Origin of the sequence: Citrobacter sp. Cpo091 (genome assembly GCF_030332645.1) — a bacterium.
Classification (GTDB): domain Bacteria; phylum Pseudomonadota; class Gammaproteobacteria; order Enterobacterales; family Enterobacteriaceae; genus Citrobacter; species Citrobacter portucalensis.
The window spans coordinates 266,925-284,291 of the sequence record NZ_JAOWHL010000034.1 but is presented as its reverse complement, the minus strand read 5'-3'; the positions used below and the strand labels follow the sequence as shown (position 1 = coordinate 284,291).

Here is a 17,367-nt window from a genome sequence, read left to right as displayed (position 1 = left end):
TTCAGATACCTGATTTACGTTATTACACGCCGGTGATGAAGGACTGTAATTGCGCCTCGGCTTGAAGACGCTGCTGCAATGTGGAGGCTTCAGCTTTGCTGGCGAACGGCCCCATCTGGATACGCCAGACTGAGCCGTTTTGTACCACCCGACCTGGGACGCCAAATTGCTGGCTTAAACGTTTTTGATACTGCTGCGCACGCGACTGCTCGCTGACTGCGCCAACCTGAACCACGTAGCGTCCGTTGGCTACTGCCGCTGGCGCAGGTGCAGCGACGGCGGCTGGTGTTGCTGCTGGTGCGGTTGGCGTTACCGGTGCGGTGGTGGTCGGTTGCGGAGCCGGAGTCGGCTCGCTACCTTCCAGTACGCCTGCTGCGAGCGTGGTCGGCGCACCGAGGAATCCACTGCTGTTCACTGGCGCACCGGTTGTATCATCGCTTTTCAACGTGGAATTGCTGATCGGACGAATATCGCCTTGCGGCTGACCTGCATCCGATGGCGCAGGCATGCTGCCCATACTGCCACCGCCGCTTAAATCAGGACGCGCGGGCAGGGCATAGGTTTGTTTCGCTACCGTGGTACAAGCCATTCCCGGCCCGGACAAGGAACCATCCTGGGCGACGATGATCGGGTCGATACGCACTTTGGTATTGTTGGAGGTATTCAGACGGTCGGCTGCTGCACGTGAAAGTGAAATCACGCGATCGTTGCCATAAGGGCCGCGATCGTTAATGCGCACGACAATCATCCTGCCATTTGCCAGGTTAGTTATTCTGGCATAGCTTGGGACTGGCAGCGTCGGATGCGCTGCGGTTAACTGCATCGGGTCGAACGCTTCACCAGACGCGGTTAAGTTGCTTCCGGGTTCCGCATCATAGATAGCGGCAAGCCCTGCCTGGCTAAAGCGGGAAGGGTCCTGGACGATTTTGTAGCTCTTACCATCACGCTGATAGTCCTGATTCGCCGTTGGGTTCAGGGGTTCAAAGCGCGGATCGGCCCCGCTGATTTCAACAATCGGACCATTACACACCGCAGGCTGCGGCGCGACAGCACCCTGTTGCTGACCATCATCACTCGAACACGCCGCGAGCATTCCTGCTGCGATGCAGATACCAAGCCACTGCTTACGCATTGCGTACCCCTTACACGCTTTTCGACAACATTTTTCTATGGGTATGGATCGACATAACAATCCCGAACCCAGCCATCAGCACGATAAGTGCCGAGCCTCCGTAACTAACCAGTGGGAGAGGAACGCCAACCACGGGCAGAATACCGCTCACCATACCAATATTTACGAAGACATAAACGAATAATATCAACATTAAACCACCCGCCATGACGCGACCAAAGGTGGTTTGCGCGTGGGCAGCGATCCATAACCCGCGCATAATCAGCAAAATGTACAGCGCCAGCAGAATTAAGATCCCTACCAGACCCAGTTCTTCCGCTAATACCGCGAAGATAAAATCTGTATGACGTTCGGGTAAAAACTCAAGCTGTGACTGCGTACCGTGTAGCCAGCCCTTACCACGTAGACCGCCGGAGCCAATAGCAATTTTAGACTGAATGATGTGATAACCCGCACCCAGCGGATCGGTTTCCGGATCGAGTAACATCATGACGCGCTGACGTTGATAATCATGCATCAGGAAGAACCACAGTATTGGGATAAACGCCGCAACCAGGACCACCGCAACACCGATTAAACGCCAGCTCAAACCAGAAAGGAACAGAACAAACAGGCCGGAAAGGGCGACCAGAATTGAAGTTCCGAGGTCTGGCTGGGCGGCCACCAGCAGGGTGGGCATAAATATCAGCACCAACGCAATGGCGGTATTTTTTAGCGATGGCGGGCAAACATCACGGTTGATGAAGCGCGCGACCATCAGCGGCACGGCAATCTTGGCGATTTCGGAAGGCTGAAAACGCACAATCCCCAAATCCAGCCAGCGCTGCGCGCCTTTGGAGATAGCGCCGAAGGCATCTACTGCCACCAACAAAATGATGCAAAAGATGTAGAGATAGGGAGCCCAGCCTTCATAAACTCGGGGCGGGATTTGCGCCATCACCACCATGATGACCAGGCCCATCGCGATCTGACCGACCTTGCGCTCCATCATGCCAATATCCTGGCCGCTGGCGCTCCAGATGACCAGCGAGCTGTAAACCAGCAGCGCCAGCAAAATAAGCAACATCGTGGGATCGATGTGGATTTTGTCCCAGAATGTTTTTTTGTTCGGATTATCCGTCACGATTATTGGTCCTCCGCTGCTGCAACCGCGGGGTTTTCTGCAGGCAGATTGGTGTTATTGTCGCCCAACATAATGTGGTCAAGGATCTGGCGCATAATGGTACCCACAGCCGGGCCCGCGCCACCGTTCTCAAGAATTATGGCGACAGCAACCTGGGGCTTATCATAGGGTGCGAAGGCCGTCATCAGCTTGTGGTCACGTAAGCGCTCGGCGATCTTATGTGCGTTATAGGTTTCATTGGCTTTCAGGCCAAAGACCTGTGCAGTACCGGATTTCGCCGCAATTTTGTAAGGTGCGCCAGCGAAATATTTGTGTGCAGTACCGTTAGGACGGTTGGCTACACCGTACATGCCGTCTTTTGCGATTTCCCAATAACCGGAATGAATGTCACCAACGGGTGGTTCGTGCGGCTGAATCCACGGCACTTGCTTGCCGTTTTCTGCCGTACTCATCAGCAGATGCGGAACTTTTACCAAACCGTCGTTGATAAGGATCATCAGCGCCTTACTCATCTGGATAGGGGTTGCTGTCCAGTAACCCTGACCGATGCCGACCGGAATGGTATCACCCTGGTACCATGGCTTTTTAAACCGTTTTTGCTTCCACTCGCGGGTTGGCATGTTTCCGGCGCGCTCTTCGGCAAGATCGATACCCGTATATTGACCGTAGCCAAACTTGCTCATCCACTCTGAAAGGCGGTCTATCCCCATATCATAGGCGATTTGATAGAAAAACGTATCCGCCGACTCTTCCAGAGAACGGGTGATGTTCAGATGGCCGTGCCCCCATTTTTTCCAGTCGCGGTAACGTTTTTCAGAGCCCGGTAATTGCCACCAACCCGGATCGAACAGACCAGTATTGCGGGTGATGACGCCTGCACTTAATGCAGAAACCGCGACGTAAGGTTTAACCGTCGAAGCAGGGGGGTAGACACCCTGAGTCGCGCGGTTAACCAATGGGGTATTCGGGTCATTGAGCAACCCGGAGTAATCTTTACTCGAGATACCATCGACAAACAGGTTCGGGTCGTAGCTCGGCATGGACACCAGTGCGAGAACGCCACCGGTACGCGGGTCGGTGACTACCACCGCGGCACGACTGCCCGCCAGCAGCGTTTCGATGTACTGCTGGAGTTTCAGGTCAAGGGTGAGATAGATATCGTGCCCGGCCTGCGGCGCCACTTCTTTCAGTTGGCGAATGACGCGGCCACGGTTGTTCACTTCAACTTCTTCATAACCCGTCTGGCCGTGAAGTACGTCTTCATAGTAGCGTTCAATACCCAATTTACCGATGTCGTGCGTCGCCGCGTAGTTGGCCAGCTTGCCGTCTTTGTCCAGGCGGTCCACGTCTTTATCGTTGATCTTCGATACGTAGCCAATGACGTGGGTCAGCGCAGAGCCGTAGGGGTAATAGCGGCGTTTATAGCCTTTAACTTCGACGCCGGGAAAGCGATATTGATTAACGGCGAACCGTGCCACCTGCACTTCACTCAGGTTAGTTTTTACCGGAATGGAGGTGAAGCGGTGTGAACGGGCGCGCTCTTTTTTAAAGGCGGCAATGTCGTCGTCCGTCAGGTCTACGACGTTACGCAGCGCGTCGAGGGTATCCTGAACGTTGTCGACCTTTTCCGGCATCATTTCTATCTGATAAATGGTGCGGTTAAGAGCGAGCGGAATTCCGTTACGGTCATAAATGATGCCGCGACTGGGGGCGATAGGCACCAGTTTGATGCGGTTTTCGTTCGAGCGGGTCTGATAATCAGTAAAGCGAACGATTTGCAGATTATAAAGGTTGGCGATCAGCACGCCGGTGAGCAGCAAAATCCCCAAAAAAGCGACCAGCGCCCGGCGCACAAACAGCGCGGACTCAGCCGAATAGTCGCGAAAAGAATTCTGTAGTTTCATCCGCTGCTTAATCTACTCAAGAATCAATGATCACTCACGGTGATAAGGATGGTTGGTGGTGATGCTCCACGCCCTGTACAGACTCTCCGCGACCAGAACCCGAACAAGAGGGTGAGGAAGGGTTAACGCAGAGAGTGACCAGCTTTGTTCCGCTGCCGCTTTACAGGCAGGAGAGAGACCTTCCGGCCCGCCAATCAACAGACTGACGTCACGACCGTCCAGTTTCCAGCGTTCCAGTTCAGTCGCCAGCTGCGGCGTGTCCCAGGGTTTACCAGGGATATCAAGGGTGACGATGCGGTTTTTGCCTGCGGCAGCCAGCATCTGCTCACCCTCTTTGTCGAGAATGCGTTTAATATCCGCGTTCTTGCCGCGTTTTCCTGCCGGGATTTCGATCAGCTCAAAGGGCATATCTTTCGGAAACCGACGGAGATACTCCGTAAACCCGGTTTGCACCCAGTCAGGCATTTTCGTACCCACAGCGACAAGTTGCAGCTTCACGCATTAACTCCAGAGTTTTTCCAGTTCATACAGGCGACGGCTTTCTTCCTGCATCACGTGGACAATCACATCACCGAGGTCAACGACGATCCAGTCTGCAACGTTCTCGCCTTCTACGCCGAGCGGCAGCAGACCAGCAGTGCGGGACTCCTGAACAACGTGGTCTGCGATAGACATTACATGACGGCTGGACGTGCCGGTGCAGATAATCATGCAATCAGTGATGCTGGATTTGCCCTGAACGTCTAAGGCGATGATGTCTTGACCTTTCAGGTCATCAATTTTGTCGATTACAAAATCCTGAAGTGCTTTACCCTGCAAGTGTTCCCCCTGGGTGAAAAGAGTTAAAAACGTCTGTTAGTATACCTGAACCAGAGGCGATATCGGGACAAATGTCTCCGAAAGCGCTTTTGAAGTGCGCTATCATCCCACCCCACGCCGCAGAATGCATCGCCATTTTTGTAAAACAATTTCTGCAAAGCTCTGAAGGGCGGGAAAAGTCAGGTTGCGGAGAATAACAGCCTGTCATGGGGTGTCAATGGGAGAGAAGCCCTTCGACAGAAAAAACAGGGCTTTCACTCCCCGTCGTGCCATACAGCCCGGCTGTTGAGCACTTTCAGAACCGCAAAATCGTCGCAAAAGTCAATTGCGCTCCAGCAACCTTGTTCGACGCGAAAATGCCACATTGCTGCAGCCGGCATGGACAGCAGACGGGCGATCAACACGCTCAGAACACCCTGATGGCTCACCACCAGCAGGTTTTGACACGTTTTGTAATCAGCGAGCTGAGCAATAAAGCGTTCCACACGCTGGGAAAATGCCTGAAAACCTTCACCATTGGTTGGCGTCGCATTCTGCCAGTCGTTACACCACACGGCGTAGTTTTCGGCGTCTTCTCGCGCCAGATCGCGATGATGGCGCATTTCCCAGTCACCAAAAAACATCTCATTGAGCTCAGGCATGTTGCGCACAGGGACTTCACGATCGCCTAAGATCAACTGCGTTGTATGGCGGGCACGTTCCAACTCGCTGCACAGAACGTTGTCGACAGGCACATTGCGTAACAGCGTACCCAGTGTTTGCGCCTGAGCGATACCCCGTTCCGTTAGCGGAGTGGGGGCGTGGCCGCTGTATAAACCAGCGACATTGGCTTCAGTTTCTCCATGACGTACTAACCAGAGTCTCATTTTTTCCTCTTGAGGTTATTCGCACAAAACATGATGTTTGCCCTGATTGCACAGAGGTTTTTCACTAAAATACCTTTTTTTGCGTGGAGCGGCACGATGTCTTTATTGAAGAGCGCGCATGGTGGCAATACCCGAGAAGCCGCCGAACTGTTGGGCATCTCGCCTGAACAATTGTTGGATTTTAGCGCGAATATTAATCCGCTGGGTATGCCGGCAAGTTTAAAACGCGCGATCGTCGACAACCTGGACTGCGCGGAGCGTTACCCGGATGTTGATTACGCTAAACTGCATGCGGCGCTGGCGGAGCATCATCAGATTCCTGCCTCATGGATACTTGCCGGAAACGGCGAGACTGAGTCGATTTTCACTTTGGTGCAAGGACTTAAACCACGCCATGCGATGATCGTGACGCCTGGGTTTGCTGAATACCGTCGGGCGCTGCAATGGGGAGACTGTACGATCCATGAGTTTGCGCTGCGCGAAGACGATGGCTGGCAGCTTACCGATGCAATCCTCGATGCGTTATCCTCAGAGCTGGACTGCCTGTTTCTCTGTACGCCCAACAATCCCACTGGCTTGCTGCCCGATAACCGCCTGCTGCGCGAAATAGCCGCGCGTTGTGAGTTGCTTGGGATCAATCTGATCCTTGATGAAGCGTTTATCGATTTTATTGCCGGGGAGCAGGGGTTTATTCCGCTGCTTCTGGATAACCCGCATATTTGGGTGCTGCGCTCGCTAACCAAGTTCTATGCGATACCGGGGCTGCGGTTAGGGTATCTGGTCAACAGTAATGAACAGGCTGTTGTACAGATGCGCCGTCGACAAATGCCGTGGTCAATTAACGCATTTGCTGCACTGGCAGGCGAGATTATTTTACACGACAGCGCATATCAGCAGGCAACATGGAAGTGGCTGGAGCAAGAGGGCGCGAGGTTTGATCGGCAGTTGAAAGAACTGCCCGGCCTGACGGTGTATCCTGGCAGGGCAAATTATCGCTTATTGCGCTGCGATCGGGCGGATTTTGATCTGCAACGCGCAATGCTGGAACAACATGTTTTGATTCGCAGTTGTGCTAATTATCCGGGGCTGGATGCGCGCTATTATCGGGTAGCCGTTCGCAGCCAGGAAGAGAATAACCGCCTGTTGGCGGCTCTACGCAAGGTGCTTAGCGGTACAACCCCTGCTGATTGATATAGTCAAGCACTGCAGCTGGCATCAGGTCGTCGCACGGCTCGCCTTTTTCCAGACGCTCACGGATGAGCGTGGCGGAGATGTTAAACCACGGCGTTTCAGCCAGATAAATTTTCCCGCAAGGCAAGTTGTGCAGGTCATCTGGCGAATGGGTCAGATGATCCTCCAGCCACTGCTGGTGCTTTTCCTGCGCCATTTCGAGCGGATAGCCCGGACGTCGGCAGACAATGAGGTGGGTGTTACCCAGAATCGTGTCGTAGTCATGCCAGGACGGAAAGGTAAGCAGTGAGTCCTGGCCAATAATAAACGCTAACGGTACTTCCGGGCCTTGCTCCTCGCGCCACTCTTTGAGCGTTTGCGCGGTGTAGGAGGCGGTATCGCGTTTCAGTTCGCGTTCATCGAGGGAGAACAACGGCTTATCGGCAATGGCCAGTTCAACCATGCGCTGACGTTGTTCGCCGGACGCTTCGGGTTGCGCACGATGCGGCGGCACATTATTGGGCATGATAATAACCCGGGAAAGGCCAATCAGATTCGCCAGAATTTCAACCGGTTTAAGATGACCATAATGCACCGGATCAAAGGTGCCACCGAACAGAGCCTGCAATGATTTCATATCAACCATCAATAAAAACATCGGCCAGCGATTTATGGCAGAGTAACAGGGAAAGCCCCTCAAGTTCCGCCCACACTGACTGACCATAGTCTTGTTTAAGCGTAATTTCCGTACGAGTTAACAGCGTTACCGCCTGACGCAACTGCGCAGGATTCAGCCGGTTTAGCGCGTCTCCCATCATACCCCGGCGATTTTGCCACACCCGGTGTTTATCAAACAACGTGCGTAAAGGCGTATGGGCTGACTGCCGTTTTAAGTTGACCAACAGCAGTAATTCACGCTGTATCGTGCGCAGCAAAATAACCGGCTCACTGCCTTCCAGGCGTAACTGTTGCAGAATGTGCAGCGCGCGTTTGCTTTTGCCCATCAGTAGCGCATCCACCCAATGGAACGGGGTAAAGTGCGCGGCATCGTTAACGGCTTTCTCCACGCGAGGCAGCGTTAGTTTGCCATCAGGCCAAAGCAATGCTAGCCGTTCCAGCGCTTGCGCCAGCGCTAACAGATTACCTTCATAGCAATAGCACAACAGCTGATTGGCTGCGTCATCCAGTTGTAGATTGTTAAGCTTCGCTCTGGCGGCGACCCAACGAGGAAGCTGTGCTTGCTCCGGCGTCTGGCAGCTTACCTGCACCGCATTATTGGCAAGTCCGGTATACCATGCGGCGTTTTCCTGCGCTTTAGTCAGTTTGTTGCCGCGAACGATCAGCAGCAGGTCGTCATGTAGCAGTGTGACGAGTGAAGCGAGCTGTTCGTTAATGGCGGCATTGGGGCCATTTTCAGGCAACTGCAAAAGTAGGGTTTGACGGCTGGCAAACAGGCTCATTGCCTGGCAGAGTGAAAAAATCTCTCCCCAGTCGGTGCTATTGTCCAGGGTGAAAGCGTGGTGTTCTTCGAACCCTTGTGTGGCGGCAGCCTGACGGATAGCGTCCTGGCTTTCCTGCAACAAGAGAGGATCGTTACCTAAGAGCAAATACGCCGCGCGCAGCCCCTCATTGAGCTGTGCGCGGAGTTGTTCAGGGTACAACTTGAGCATCAGTTACCCAGCGTGGTGGAAACACGCGCCGGAGATGACGCAGGCTCTGCGGCTTTTGTCGCCGCTGGCTTAGCATCATCATCAGCATTGGATGACAGAGTATCGGCCAGATGTACGCTTGGCAGCTTACGAATTAACTGTTCAGCCGCTTTGTCATACATCTCTTTAACGATCATCTCTTGCTCGTTATCCTTCGCCAGTGCAGCCTGTGGGTTGTCAAAGAACGAACGATAAACTTTGGCGCTGATTGGATAAATATCATGACCTGGAATCAGCACAGTAGCACTTACGGACATCACCATCTGGTATTCAGCCGTTTGACCGTTCTGGAATACCGACGCCGTATCCTGCGAAATGCTGATCGCGCCAAGACGTAAGGACGTCACATCTTTACGCATTGAGCCGTCTTCAAGCAGCGTAACGCCGTTCAGACGCAGCTGATTACGAACCGCGCGGCTTAATGGGCCGTTTGGATCCCCAGAGTCCAGAATCATGGTTTTCATTGAGGGTGGTACCTGCGTAGTATTACGCAGATGCCATCCACATCCGGCGGTGACAAGCACCGCCAGAGATAACAACAATGTTGTCAGAAGTCGCACGCTTCCTCCCGCGCTTAGCCAACGACCAGATTGAGGAGTTTACCCGGTACATAAATCACTTTACGTACGGTAACGCCATCAAGATATTTTGCCACCAGATGCTCCTGGCCAGCACGTTCACGAACCTGTTCTTCTGTCGCATTTACCGGAACGGTAATTTTGCCACGGACCTTACCGTTCACCTGAACTACAACCAGCGTCGAGTCTTCAACCATTGCGGCTTCGTCCGCCACCGGCCACGGTGCGTTGTCGATATCGCCTTCGCCTTTCAGTGCTTCCCACATCGTGAAACAAACATGTGGGGTGAACGGGTTCAGCATGCGAACGACGGCCAGTAACGCTTCCTGCATCAGGGCTCTGTCTTGTTCGTCTTCCTGCGGTGCTTTCGCCAGCTTGTTCATCAGCTCCATAATCGCCGCAATTGCGGTGTTAAAGGTCTGACGACGACCGATATCATCGGTAACTTTAGCAATGGTTTTATGTACGTCGCGACGCAGCGCTTTTTGGTCTTCGCTCAACGCATCAACATTCAGGGCAGCTACATCGCCTTTGGAAGTATGTTCGTAAACCAGCTTCCATACACGTTTCAGGAAGCGGTTCGCCCCTTCAACGCCGGATTCCTGCCATTCCAGCGTCATATCAGCCGGAGATGCGAACATCATGAACAGACGTACCGTGTCAGCGCCGTAACGCTCAACCATCACCTGCGGGTCGATACCGTTATTTTTCGACTTGGACATTTTGCTCATGCCGGTATAGACCAGTTCATGGCCTTCTGCGTCCTGAGCTTTGACGATACGACCTTTTTCGTCGCGCTCAACGATGGCATCAACCGGAGAAACCCAGTTACGCTCGCCGTTTGCACCAACGTAATAGAACGCATCAGCCAACACCATACCCTGGCACAGCAGCTGTTTGGCCGGTTCGTCAGAGTTGACCATGCCCGCATCGCGCATCAGCTTGTGGAAGAAGCGGAAGTAGAGCAGGTGCATGATGGCGTGTTCAATACCACCAATGTAGATATCAACTGGCAGCCAGTAGTTTGCAGCTTCTGGATCCAGCATCCCTTCGTTGTACTGCGGGCAGGTGTAGCGCGCGTAGTACCAGGAGGATTCCATAAAGGTATCGAAGGTGTCGGTTTCGCGCAGCGCAGGCATGCCGTTAACGGTGGTTTTTGCCCACTCCGGATCGGCTTTGATTGGGCTGGTGATGCCGTCCATAACCACGTCTTCCGGCAGAATAACCGGCAACTGATCTTCTGGCGTCGGCAGTACGGTACCGTCTTCCAACGTCACCATCGGAATTGGCGCACCCCAGTAACGCTGACGGGAAACACCCCAGTCACGCAGACGGTAGTTCACTTTACGCTCACCCACGCCTTTGGCTACCAGCTTGTCAGCAATGGCGTTGAAGGCAGCTTCGAAGTCGAGGCCGTCAAACTCGCCGGAGTTAAACAGCACGCCTTTTTCGGTCAGAGCTTGTTCGGACAGATCCGGCTCTGCGCCTTCAGCGGTCAGAATTACTGGCTTGATGGTTAGGCCATATTTTGTCGCAAACTCGTAATCGCGCTGATCGTGGCCCGGAACGGCCATGACTGCGCCCGTACCGTATTCCATCAGGACGAAGTTTGCTGCCCAAACGGGGATTTCTTCGCCAGTCAGCGGGTGAACAGCTTTAAAGCCCGTGTCGACGCCTCTCTTCTCCATGGTTGCCATTTCGGCTTCAGCAACCTTGGTGTTGCGGCATTCGTCAATGAAGGCGGCCAGTTCTGGGTTATTTGCAGCAGCTTTCTGCGCCAGCGGGTGACCTGCGGCAACGGCCAGATAGGTCGCACCCATAAAGGTGTCCGGGCGGGTGGTGTAAACGGTCAGCGTGTTGTCGTAACCGTTCACATCGAAGGTGATTTCCACGCCTTCAGAACGGCCAATCCAGTTGCGCTGCATCGTTTTCACGGTGTCAGGCCAGTGATCCAGGTTATCCAGGTCACGCAGCAGTTCGTCAGCGTAAGCGGTAATTTTGATGAACCACTGTGGGATCTCTTTACGCTCGACTTTGGTATCGCAACGCCAGCAGCAGCCGTCGATAACCTGTTCGTTCGCCAGTACGGTCTGGTCGTTCGGGCACCAGTTGACCGCAGACGTTTTCTTGTACACCAGGCCTTTTTTGTACAGCTCGGTGAAGAATTTCTGTTCCCAACGGTAGTATTCCGGGGTGCAGGTCGCCAGCTCACGGCTCCAGTCGTAACCGAAACCCAGCATTTTGAGCTGGTTTTTCATGTATGCGATGTTGTCGTACGTCCACGGTGCTGGTGCGGTATTGTTTTTAACCGCAGCGCCTTCTGCAGGCAGACCGAACGCATCCCAGCCAATTGGCTGCAGTACGTTTTTGCCCAGCATGCGCTGGTAGCGGGCGATCACGTCACCGATGGTGTAGTTACGTACGTGGCCCATGTGTAGTCGACCAGAAGGATAGGGAAGCATAGACAGGCAGTAATACTTCTCTTTGCTCTCGTCTTCGGTAACTTCAAATGTGCGCTTCTCATCCCAGTGAAGCTGTACTTTGGATTCTATCTCTTCCGGGCGGTATTGCTCTTGCATGGCAGCCAGTGGTCCTGTTTTCAATACAGCTACAAACGTAGCTTTAGATGTGGTGTTTCAGATCCGCATAGCATAGCCCAAACGCCCGCGCCAAAACAGCCTTTCGCGCATTCAGCGTTGAATTCCCGCAAGGATAATTCTTGCACGAATTTACACACTCTGTGGACAGTCTTGCAAAGCGTAGCGTAAATAACGTCTATTATTATAGACAGTTAACGACCCAGGAGGCGAAGCGATGAACAAGGTTGCTCAATATTACCGTGAACTGGTGGCTTCACTGAGCGAACGTCTGCGTAATGGCGAACGCGATATTGATGCGTTGGTGGAGCAGGCGCGTCAACGAGTTATGCAGACCGGGGAGTTAACGCGAACCGAGGTAGAAGAGCTCACCCGGGCCGTCAGACGTGACCTGGAAGAGTTTGCTCTGAGCTATGAAGAAAGTCTTGATGAGGAGACAGACAGCGTCTTTATGCGGGTTATCAAGGAGAGTATCTGGCAGGAACTGGCCGATATTACAGATAAAACGCAGCTCGAATGGCGCGAGGTGTTCCAGGATCTCAGTCATCACGGGGTTTATCACAGCGGTGAGGTGGTCGGATTAGGTAATCTGGTCTGTGAGAAGTGCCACTTCCATTTAGCGGTTTACACCCCGGATGTGCTGCCGCTGTGTCCGAAATGCGGACACGATCAGTTCCAGCGCCGACCGTTTGAGCCGTGATGATTAGGCGTGCCAGAAGTTATTTGTAGGCCTGATAAGATGCGCCAGCATCGCCATCAGGCAATATGCCGGATGGTGGCGCAAGCGCCTTATCCGGCCTACAGTTTTACGCGTAATATCTTAAACGTTCTGCCAGCAAATCGACAAACCCTTGACGATCCACGTCTACCATTACGGTGGCGTTTGGCTTATTACCGCTCAGGAAGTAGTAATCCACCACGGTCATTCCCTGGGTATATTTACCCTGAGTTTCCACGCCGACCCAGCGTTCAACGGTGGTAAACAGTTCAGGTTTCAGCAGCCAGGCAATGGTGCATGGATCATGCAGTGGTGCGCCGATGAATCCCCATTTTTCATCTTTGTGATATTCAAAGAAGAAGTCGAGTAGTTCAGCCACGATCGTCGAAATGGGATTGCCGATAGCGCGGAACCGCTCGGTATCTTCGCGATGTATTTGCGCTTTATGCGTGACGTCCAGACCAGCCATCACCACTGGAATGCCAGACTGGAATACGATTTCAGCGGCTTCAGGATCCACGAAAATATTGAACTCGGCGGCGGGCGTCCAGTTTCCGAGGCCCATCGCACCACCCATAATTACGATACGGGCGATTTTGGCGTGCAGCTCAGGATGGCTATTCAGGAGCAATGCGACGTTAGTTTGCGGCCCGGTGGAGACAATCGTCATCGGTTCCGGGCTTTCACGCAGGGTTTTCGCCATCAGTTCCACGGCGGTACAGTCTTGTGGCGCAAAAGCGGGTTCCGGCAGCGCCGGGCCATCCAGCCCACTCTCGCCGTGAACGTTATCGGCGATAATCAGATCGCGCATCAGTGGCTTCACTGCGCCACCAGCTACTGGTATATCCGTACGGTTGAGCAACGTTAACATGCGCAACACGTTACGCAGTGTTTTGTCTGGTGTCTGGTTACCGGCTGATGAGGTTATCGCTTTCACATCCAGTTCTGGTGAGGCGAGGGCGAGCACAATTGCGATAGCGTCGTCATGACCCGGATCGCAATCAAACAGGATAGGAAGTGCCATTGTTGCTCCTTGTAAGTGGGACTTTGTGACAAGGTTAACGCTGGGCTGTATGTGTTTCGAGAGGCGAAGGGATAAAGCGTGAGGTGGCGCGCACATGGAGGTGCGCGCCAGCAAGATTAGTGCAGTATTTTCGCGAGGAAGTCTTTGGCGCGGTCCGATTTCGGATTAGCGAAGAACTCTTCTTTCGGCGAGTCTTCAACAATTTTCCCTTCATCCATGAAGATCACCCGGTTCGCCACTTTACGCGCAAAGCCCATTTCGTGGGTTACCACCATCATGGTCATCCCTTCATTGGCCAGTTCAACCATAACATCCAGTACTTCGTTGATCATTTCAGGATCAAGCGCCGACGTTGGTTCGTCAAACAGCATGGCGATAGGATCCATGCACAGCGCCCGGGCGATAGCGACACGCTGTTGCTGGCCCCCTGAGAGCTGAGCTGGAAACTTCTCCGCATGTGCTGACAGACCAACGCGTTCCAGTAACTTTTGCGCTTTATCACGGGCCGGCTTTTTATCGCGCTTGAGCACTTTTACCTGCGCCAGAGTCAGGTTCTCAATGATCGACAGGTGAGGGAACAGTTCAAAGTGCTGGAACACCATACCAACGCGAGAACGCAGTTTGGCCAGATCGGTTTTTTTATCATTCACCACTGTACCATCAACGGTGATGACGCCTTGTTGTACCGGCTCCAGCCCGTTCACCGTTTTGATAAGCGTTGATTTACCGGAACCTGAAGGGCCGCAGACCACCACCACTTCCCCTTTTTTCACTTCCGTGGAGCAGTCGGTCAGCACCTGAAAGTGACCATACCATTTAGAAACATTTTTCAGGGTAATCATTAAACTGTCCTTTTCTTCAAATAGCTGACCAACAACGATGCGCTCAGACTGAATACAAAATAAACGGCGCCAGCAAACAGGATCATTTCAACCTGTGTGCCGTCACGCTCGCCAATGGTGGAGGCGGTACGGAAGAAGTCTGCCAGACTTAATACATAGACCAGCGAGGTATCCTGGAAGAGTACGATGCCCTGGGTTAGCAGCAGCGGTACCATCGCGCGGAATGCCTGCGGCAGAATAATGAGCTTCATCGACTGCCAGTGGGTCATCCCTAGCGCCAGCGCGGCGCTGGATTGCCCACGAGAAATACTCTGGATACCGGCACGGATAATCTCGGAATAGTACGCGGCTTCAAACATCGAAAACGCGACCATTGCTGAGATCAGGCGAATATCGGTTTTTGGCGACAGACCCAGTACGTTTTGCAGGAAGCCGGGCACAATCAGGTAGAACCACAGCAGCACCATGACCAGCGGAATAGAACGAAATACGTTGACGTAGCCTTTCGCAAACCAGGCAATCGGCGCGAAGCTGGACAGGCGCATTACTGCAAGGATGGTTCCCCAGACAATACCAATGACTACCGCCGTAACGGTGATTTTCAGCGTGATGATTAACCCATCCAGCAGATACGGCAGGGAAGGGATGATAGAACTCCAGTCAAATTCGTACATTATTTGCCTCCCAAATTGCCAGGCAGGCGGATTTTACGTTCAACAAGATTCATCACCAGCATGATGACGGCGTTAATCAGGACGTAGGCCAGAGTGATAGCGGTAAACGATTCCCATGCGTGGGCGGAGTAATCCAGCAATTTGCCCGCCTGTGCCGCCATATCGACCAGGCCGATGGTGGAGGCGATCGCGGAGTTCTTCACCAGGTTCATCATCTCTGAGGTCATTGGCGGAACAATCACGCGGTAAGCGTTTGGCAGCAGCACATAGCGGTAGGCCTGCGGTAGCGTCAGCCCCATCGCTAGTGCGGCGTTTTTCTGCCCACGAGGCAGAGACTGAATTGCGGCGCGAACCTGTTCGCAGACGCGCGCGGCGGTAAACAGCCCCAGACAAAGCATTGATGAGAGGAAGAACTGGATGTTGGGATCCAACTCAGCCTTGAACCACATCCCAATGTTTTCCGGCAGCAGTTCCGGAATAACCAGATACCAGGTAAAAAACTGGACGATGAGCGGAACGTTACGAAACAGCTCAACGTACAGCGTGCCGATCCCAGAAAGGAAACGATTTGGAACGGTACGTAAGATGCCGAATAAAGAGCCTATGAGGAAAGCGATAATCCATGCGGTGATGGATAACGCGACAGTGACCTGGAAACCACTCCAGAGCCAGCCGAGATAGGTGGTGTTGCCGAACGGGGCTTGTTGTAAAAAAATACCCCAGTTCCAGTCTATAGACATAAATCTACTCCAGAAAAAAAAGGGTAGCAGCGCTACCCTCGAAGATTGTTATTCGGCGTTTTGCGGTTTTCAGGCCTGATGGGGAACGACCATCAGGCTTATAGTCTGTCCGTGCCGAGTAACAATCGAGAGGGAGGGGAAGCCTCCCATTTATTTTAGTTAGTTAAGCGCTTTATCATTCGGTTCTTTGAACAGGGCTTTCATCTCGTCTGACAGTTCGAAATTCATGTTCAGGTTCTTCGGCGGAATTGGATTTTTAAACCACTTATCAAACCATTTCTCAGCTTCGCCTGAGGTTTGCGCCTTGGCGATAGTGTCGTCCATCAGCTTTTTGAACTCAGGATCATCTTTGCGCAACATACAGCCGTAGGCTTCCTGAGACTGTGGCTTGCCGACGATCTCCCAGTTGTCTGGTTTCTTCGCTTTCGCGCGCTCGCCAGCCAGCAGGGCGTCATCCATCATAAAGGCAACGGCACGACCGCTTTCCAGAGTACGGAAAGAGTCACCGTGGTCTTTCGCGCTGATGATGCGCATATCCATTTTTTGTTCTTCATTCAGCTTGTGCAGCAGAACTTCGGAGGTGGTACCCGAAGTCACGACTACGGCTTTACCTTTCAGATCGGCGAAATCTTTGACGTCGCCGCCTTTTTTCGCCAGCAGACGGGTGCCGACAACGAAAATGGTGTCAGAGAAAGCGGCTTGTTTTTGGCGCTCGACGTTGTTGGTGGTGGATCCACATTCAAAATCGAAGGTGCCGTTTTGCAGCAGCGGGATACGGTTTTGTGAAGTAATCGGGATCAGTTTCACCTGCAGATCAGGCTTGTTCAGCTTTTTCTTCACGGCGTCAACGATCGCGTTGGAGTAATCCTGTGAATAACCGACCACTTTTTGCTGATTATCGTAGTAAGAAAACGGTACTGATGATTCACGGTGGCCGACAACGATCACGCCATTTTTGGCGATCTTATCCAGCGTGCTGCCTGCCGCTGGTGCTGCGTCTTCTGCGTGCGCCAGACCGGCGGACATTCCCATGACCAGCATGGCAGTGGCGAGCTTACGTAATTGCATATCCAACTCCTTTATCGTCTGCGCCAGGGACGCATTGATACCCATTGTGATGTTGTTATTGTTTGCTACTAAAACGTGCAGTCTTGTATGTGTTTGTTAACATTTAGTTTGGATGAATGTAAAGAATTTGCTGTGTTATTGTTTATTTTTGCGAAGTGCGCCGCACCATTTGGGGGCAAAAATATCTTGTTGCACTTTTCAGGTGCTACCGGCGCTCAACTTTGGTGCGACCAGGTTGCACATTCAGCCAAAACAGCGTTTGCCTTGTAGAACAAAGCAATAGACGTGCCAGAATGGTCTTTTGGATGGAGGGAGTAGGCCTGATAAGCGTAGCGCCATCAGGCACGATGCTGCACAACTGCCGGATGGCGGCGTACCGCCTTATCCGGCCTGCATTTGATGG

Annotated in this window: 17 protein-coding genes; 2 read left to right on the top strand and 15 right to left on the bottom strand. The window is 53.0% G+C overall.

Going from position 1 to position 17,367, the window contains the following annotated elements:
- Nucleotides 1–22: 22 nt before the first annotated feature.
- The 6 genes from rlpA to OGY04_RS12005 form a co-directional block, all read right to left on the bottom strand.
- The gene (gene rlpA / locus OGY04_RS12030; protein WP_286585328.1) at nt 23–1,132 is read right to left on the bottom strand and encodes an endolytic peptidoglycan transglycosylase RlpA; all 1,110 of its coding nucleotides are present in this window, start codon (nt 1,130–1,132) and stop codon (nt 23–25) included.
- Between the two features lie 10 nt (nt 1,133–1,142).
- Nucleotides 1,143–2,255, bottom strand: coding sequence for a peptidoglycan glycosyltransferase MrdB (mrdB, locus tag OGY04_RS12025; RefSeq protein WP_003022718.1), 1,113 nt, complete (start codon nt 2,253–2,255; stop codon nt 1,143–1,145).
- Nucleotides 2,256–2,257: 2 nt separating this feature from the next.
- A complete protein-coding gene (gene mrdA / locus OGY04_RS12020) occupies nt 2,258–4,159 on the bottom strand; it encodes a peptidoglycan DD-transpeptidase MrdA (RefSeq protein ID WP_003831292.1) in 1,902 nt (633 codons plus the stop codon).
- A gap of 30 nt (nt 4,160–4,189) precedes the next feature.
- A complete protein-coding gene (gene rlmH, locus OGY04_RS12015; protein WP_003022725.1) occupies nt 4,190–4,657 on the bottom strand; it encodes a 23S rRNA (pseudouridine(1915)-N(3))-methyltransferase RlmH in 468 nt (155 codons plus the stop codon).
- 3 nt (nt 4,658–4,660) lie between these two features.
- Complete coding sequence (rsfS, locus tag OGY04_RS12010) at nt 4,661–4,978, bottom strand: ribosome silencing factor (protein WP_003022728.1); 318 nt, start codon at nt 4,976–4,978, stop codon at nt 4,661–4,663.
- Nucleotides 4,979–5,232: 254 nt separating this feature from the next.
- Nucleotides 5,233–5,844: an adenosylcobalamin/alpha-ribazole phosphatase gene (locus OGY04_RS12005; RefSeq protein WP_008784086.1), complete on the bottom strand. Its 612-nt coding sequence runs from the start codon at nt 5,842–5,844 to the stop codon at nt 5,233–5,235.
- A 96-nt stretch (nt 5,845–5,940) separates the two neighbouring features.
- On the opposite strand from OGY04_RS12005, the gene cobD reads away from it, so the two are divergent.
- Nucleotides 5,941–7,035, top strand: coding sequence for a threonine-phosphate decarboxylase CobD (cobD, locus tag OGY04_RS12000; protein ID WP_286585327.1), 1,095 nt, complete (start codon nt 5,941–5,943; stop codon nt 7,033–7,035).
- Here the strand turns inward: cobD and nadD are convergent.
- Genes nadD through leuS form a run of 4 tightly spaced genes read right to left on the bottom strand, consistent with a single transcriptional unit; the run spans nt 7,010 to nt 11,880 of the window.
- Nucleotides 7,010–7,651, bottom strand: a complete 642-nt coding sequence (gene nadD, locus OGY04_RS11995; protein ID WP_122973951.1) for a nicotinate-nucleotide adenylyltransferase — start codon at nt 7,649–7,651, stop codon at nt 7,010–7,012. The two genes, cobD and nadD, sit on opposite strands and share 26 nt — an antisense overlap.
- A gap of 1 nt (nt 7,652) precedes the next feature.
- The gene (gene holA, locus OGY04_RS11990; protein WP_032942687.1) at nt 7,653–8,684 is read right to left on the bottom strand and encodes a DNA polymerase III subunit delta; all 1,032 of its coding nucleotides are present in this window, start codon (nt 8,682–8,684) and stop codon (nt 7,653–7,655) included.
- Nucleotides 8,684–9,283, bottom strand: coding sequence for an LPS assembly lipoprotein LptE (lptE, locus tag OGY04_RS11985; RefSeq protein ID WP_286585326.1), 600 nt, complete (start codon nt 9,281–9,283; stop codon nt 8,684–8,686). Before lptE ends, holA begins: the two co-directional genes overlap by 1 nt.
- Before the next feature lie 14 nt (nt 9,284–9,297).
- The gene (leuS, locus tag OGY04_RS11980) at nt 9,298–11,880 is read right to left on the bottom strand and encodes a leucine--tRNA ligase (RefSeq protein ID WP_125362501.1); all 2,583 of its coding nucleotides are present in this window, start codon (nt 11,878–11,880) and stop codon (nt 9,298–9,300) included.
- A 235-nt stretch (nt 11,881–12,115) separates the two neighbouring features.
- On the opposite strand from leuS, the gene OGY04_RS11975 reads away from it, so the two are divergent.
- Nucleotides 12,116–12,598, top strand: a complete 483-nt coding sequence (locus OGY04_RS11975; protein WP_003022748.1) for a zinc ribbon-containing protein — start codon at nt 12,116–12,118, stop codon at nt 12,596–12,598.
- A 106-nt stretch (nt 12,599–12,704) separates the two neighbouring features.
- Here the strand turns inward: OGY04_RS11975 and rihA are convergent, their stop codons facing one another.
- From rihA to gltI, 5 genes are all read right to left on the bottom strand, one after another.
- A complete protein-coding gene (gene rihA, locus OGY04_RS11970; RefSeq protein WP_286585325.1) occupies nt 12,705–13,640 on the bottom strand; it encodes a pyrimidine-specific ribonucleoside hydrolase RihA in 936 nt (311 codons plus the stop codon).
- Nucleotides 13,641–13,756: 116 nt separating this feature from the next.
- Nucleotides 13,757–14,482: a glutamate/aspartate ABC transporter ATP-binding protein GltL gene (gene gltL, locus OGY04_RS11965; protein WP_003022754.1), complete on the bottom strand. Its 726-nt coding sequence runs from the start codon at nt 14,480–14,482 to the stop codon at nt 13,757–13,759.
- A complete protein-coding gene (gltK, locus tag OGY04_RS11960; RefSeq protein ID WP_003831315.1) occupies nt 14,482–15,156 on the bottom strand; it encodes a glutamate/aspartate ABC transporter permease GltK in 675 nt (224 codons plus the stop codon). Before gltK ends, gltL begins: the two co-directional genes overlap by 1 nt.
- Nucleotides 15,156–15,896 carry a glutamate/aspartate ABC transporter permease GltJ gene (gene gltJ / locus OGY04_RS11955; protein WP_003831316.1) on the bottom strand — a complete coding sequence of 247 codons (741 nt, stop codon included), beginning with the start codon at nt 15,894–15,896 and terminating at the stop codon, nt 15,156–15,158. Before gltJ ends, gltK begins: the two co-directional genes overlap by 1 nt.
- 159 nt (nt 15,897–16,055) lie before the next feature.
- A complete protein-coding gene (gene gltI, locus OGY04_RS11950) occupies nt 16,056–16,964 on the bottom strand; it encodes a glutamate/aspartate ABC transporter substrate-binding protein GltI (RefSeq protein ID WP_003831318.1) in 909 nt (302 codons plus the stop codon).
- Between the last annotated feature and the right edge of the window lie 403 nt (nt 16,965–17,367).

Excerpts from the sequence above, each read along its gene's own strand:
- OGY04_RS11975 (WP_003022748.1), top strand. The coding sequence starts at position 12,116 with ATGAACAAGGTTGCTCAATATTACCGTGAACTGGTGGCTTCACTGAGC.
- holA (WP_032942687.1), bottom strand. The coding sequence starts at position 8,684 with ATGCTCAAGTTGTACCCTGAACAACTCCGCGCACAGCTCAATGAGGGG.
- gltI (WP_003831318.1), bottom strand. The coding sequence starts at position 16,964 with ATGCAATTACGTAAGCTCGCCACTGCCATGCTGGTCATGGGAATGTCC.
- gltJ (WP_003831316.1), bottom strand. The coding sequence starts at position 15,896 with ATGTCTATAGACTGGAACTGGGGTATTTTTTTACAACAAGCCCCGTTC.
- rihA (WP_286585325.1), bottom strand. The coding sequence starts at position 13,640 with ATGGCACTTCCTATCCTGTTTGATTGCGATCCGGGTCATGACGACGCT.
- cobD (WP_286585327.1), top strand. The coding sequence starts at position 5,941 with ATGTCTTTATTGAAGAGCGCGCATGGTGGCAATACCCGAGAAGCCGCC.
- gltL (WP_003022754.1), bottom strand. The coding sequence starts at position 14,482 with ATGATTACCCTGAAAAATGTTTCTAAATGGTATGGTCACTTTCAGGTG.
- OGY04_RS12005 (WP_008784086.1), bottom strand. The coding sequence starts at position 5,844 with ATGAGACTCTGGTTAGTACGTCATGGAGAAACTGAAGCCAATGTCGCT.
- mrdA (WP_003831292.1), bottom strand. The coding sequence starts at position 4,159 with ATGAAACTACAGAATTCTTTTCGCGACTATTCGGCTGAGTCCGCGCTG.
- leuS (WP_125362501.1), bottom strand. The coding sequence starts at position 11,880 with ATGCAAGAGCAATACCGCCCGGAAGAGATAGAATCCAAAGTACAGCTT.
- gltK (WP_003831315.1), bottom strand. The coding sequence starts at position 15,156 with ATGTACGAATTTGACTGGAGTTCTATCATCCCTTCCCTGCCGTATCTG.
- nadD (WP_122973951.1), bottom strand. The coding sequence starts at position 7,651 with ATGAAATCATTGCAGGCTCTGTTCGGTGGCACCTTTGATCCGGTGCAT.
- rlpA (WP_286585328.1), bottom strand. The coding sequence starts at position 1,132 with ATGCGTAAGCAGTGGCTTGGTATCTGCATCGCAGCAGGAATGCTCGCG.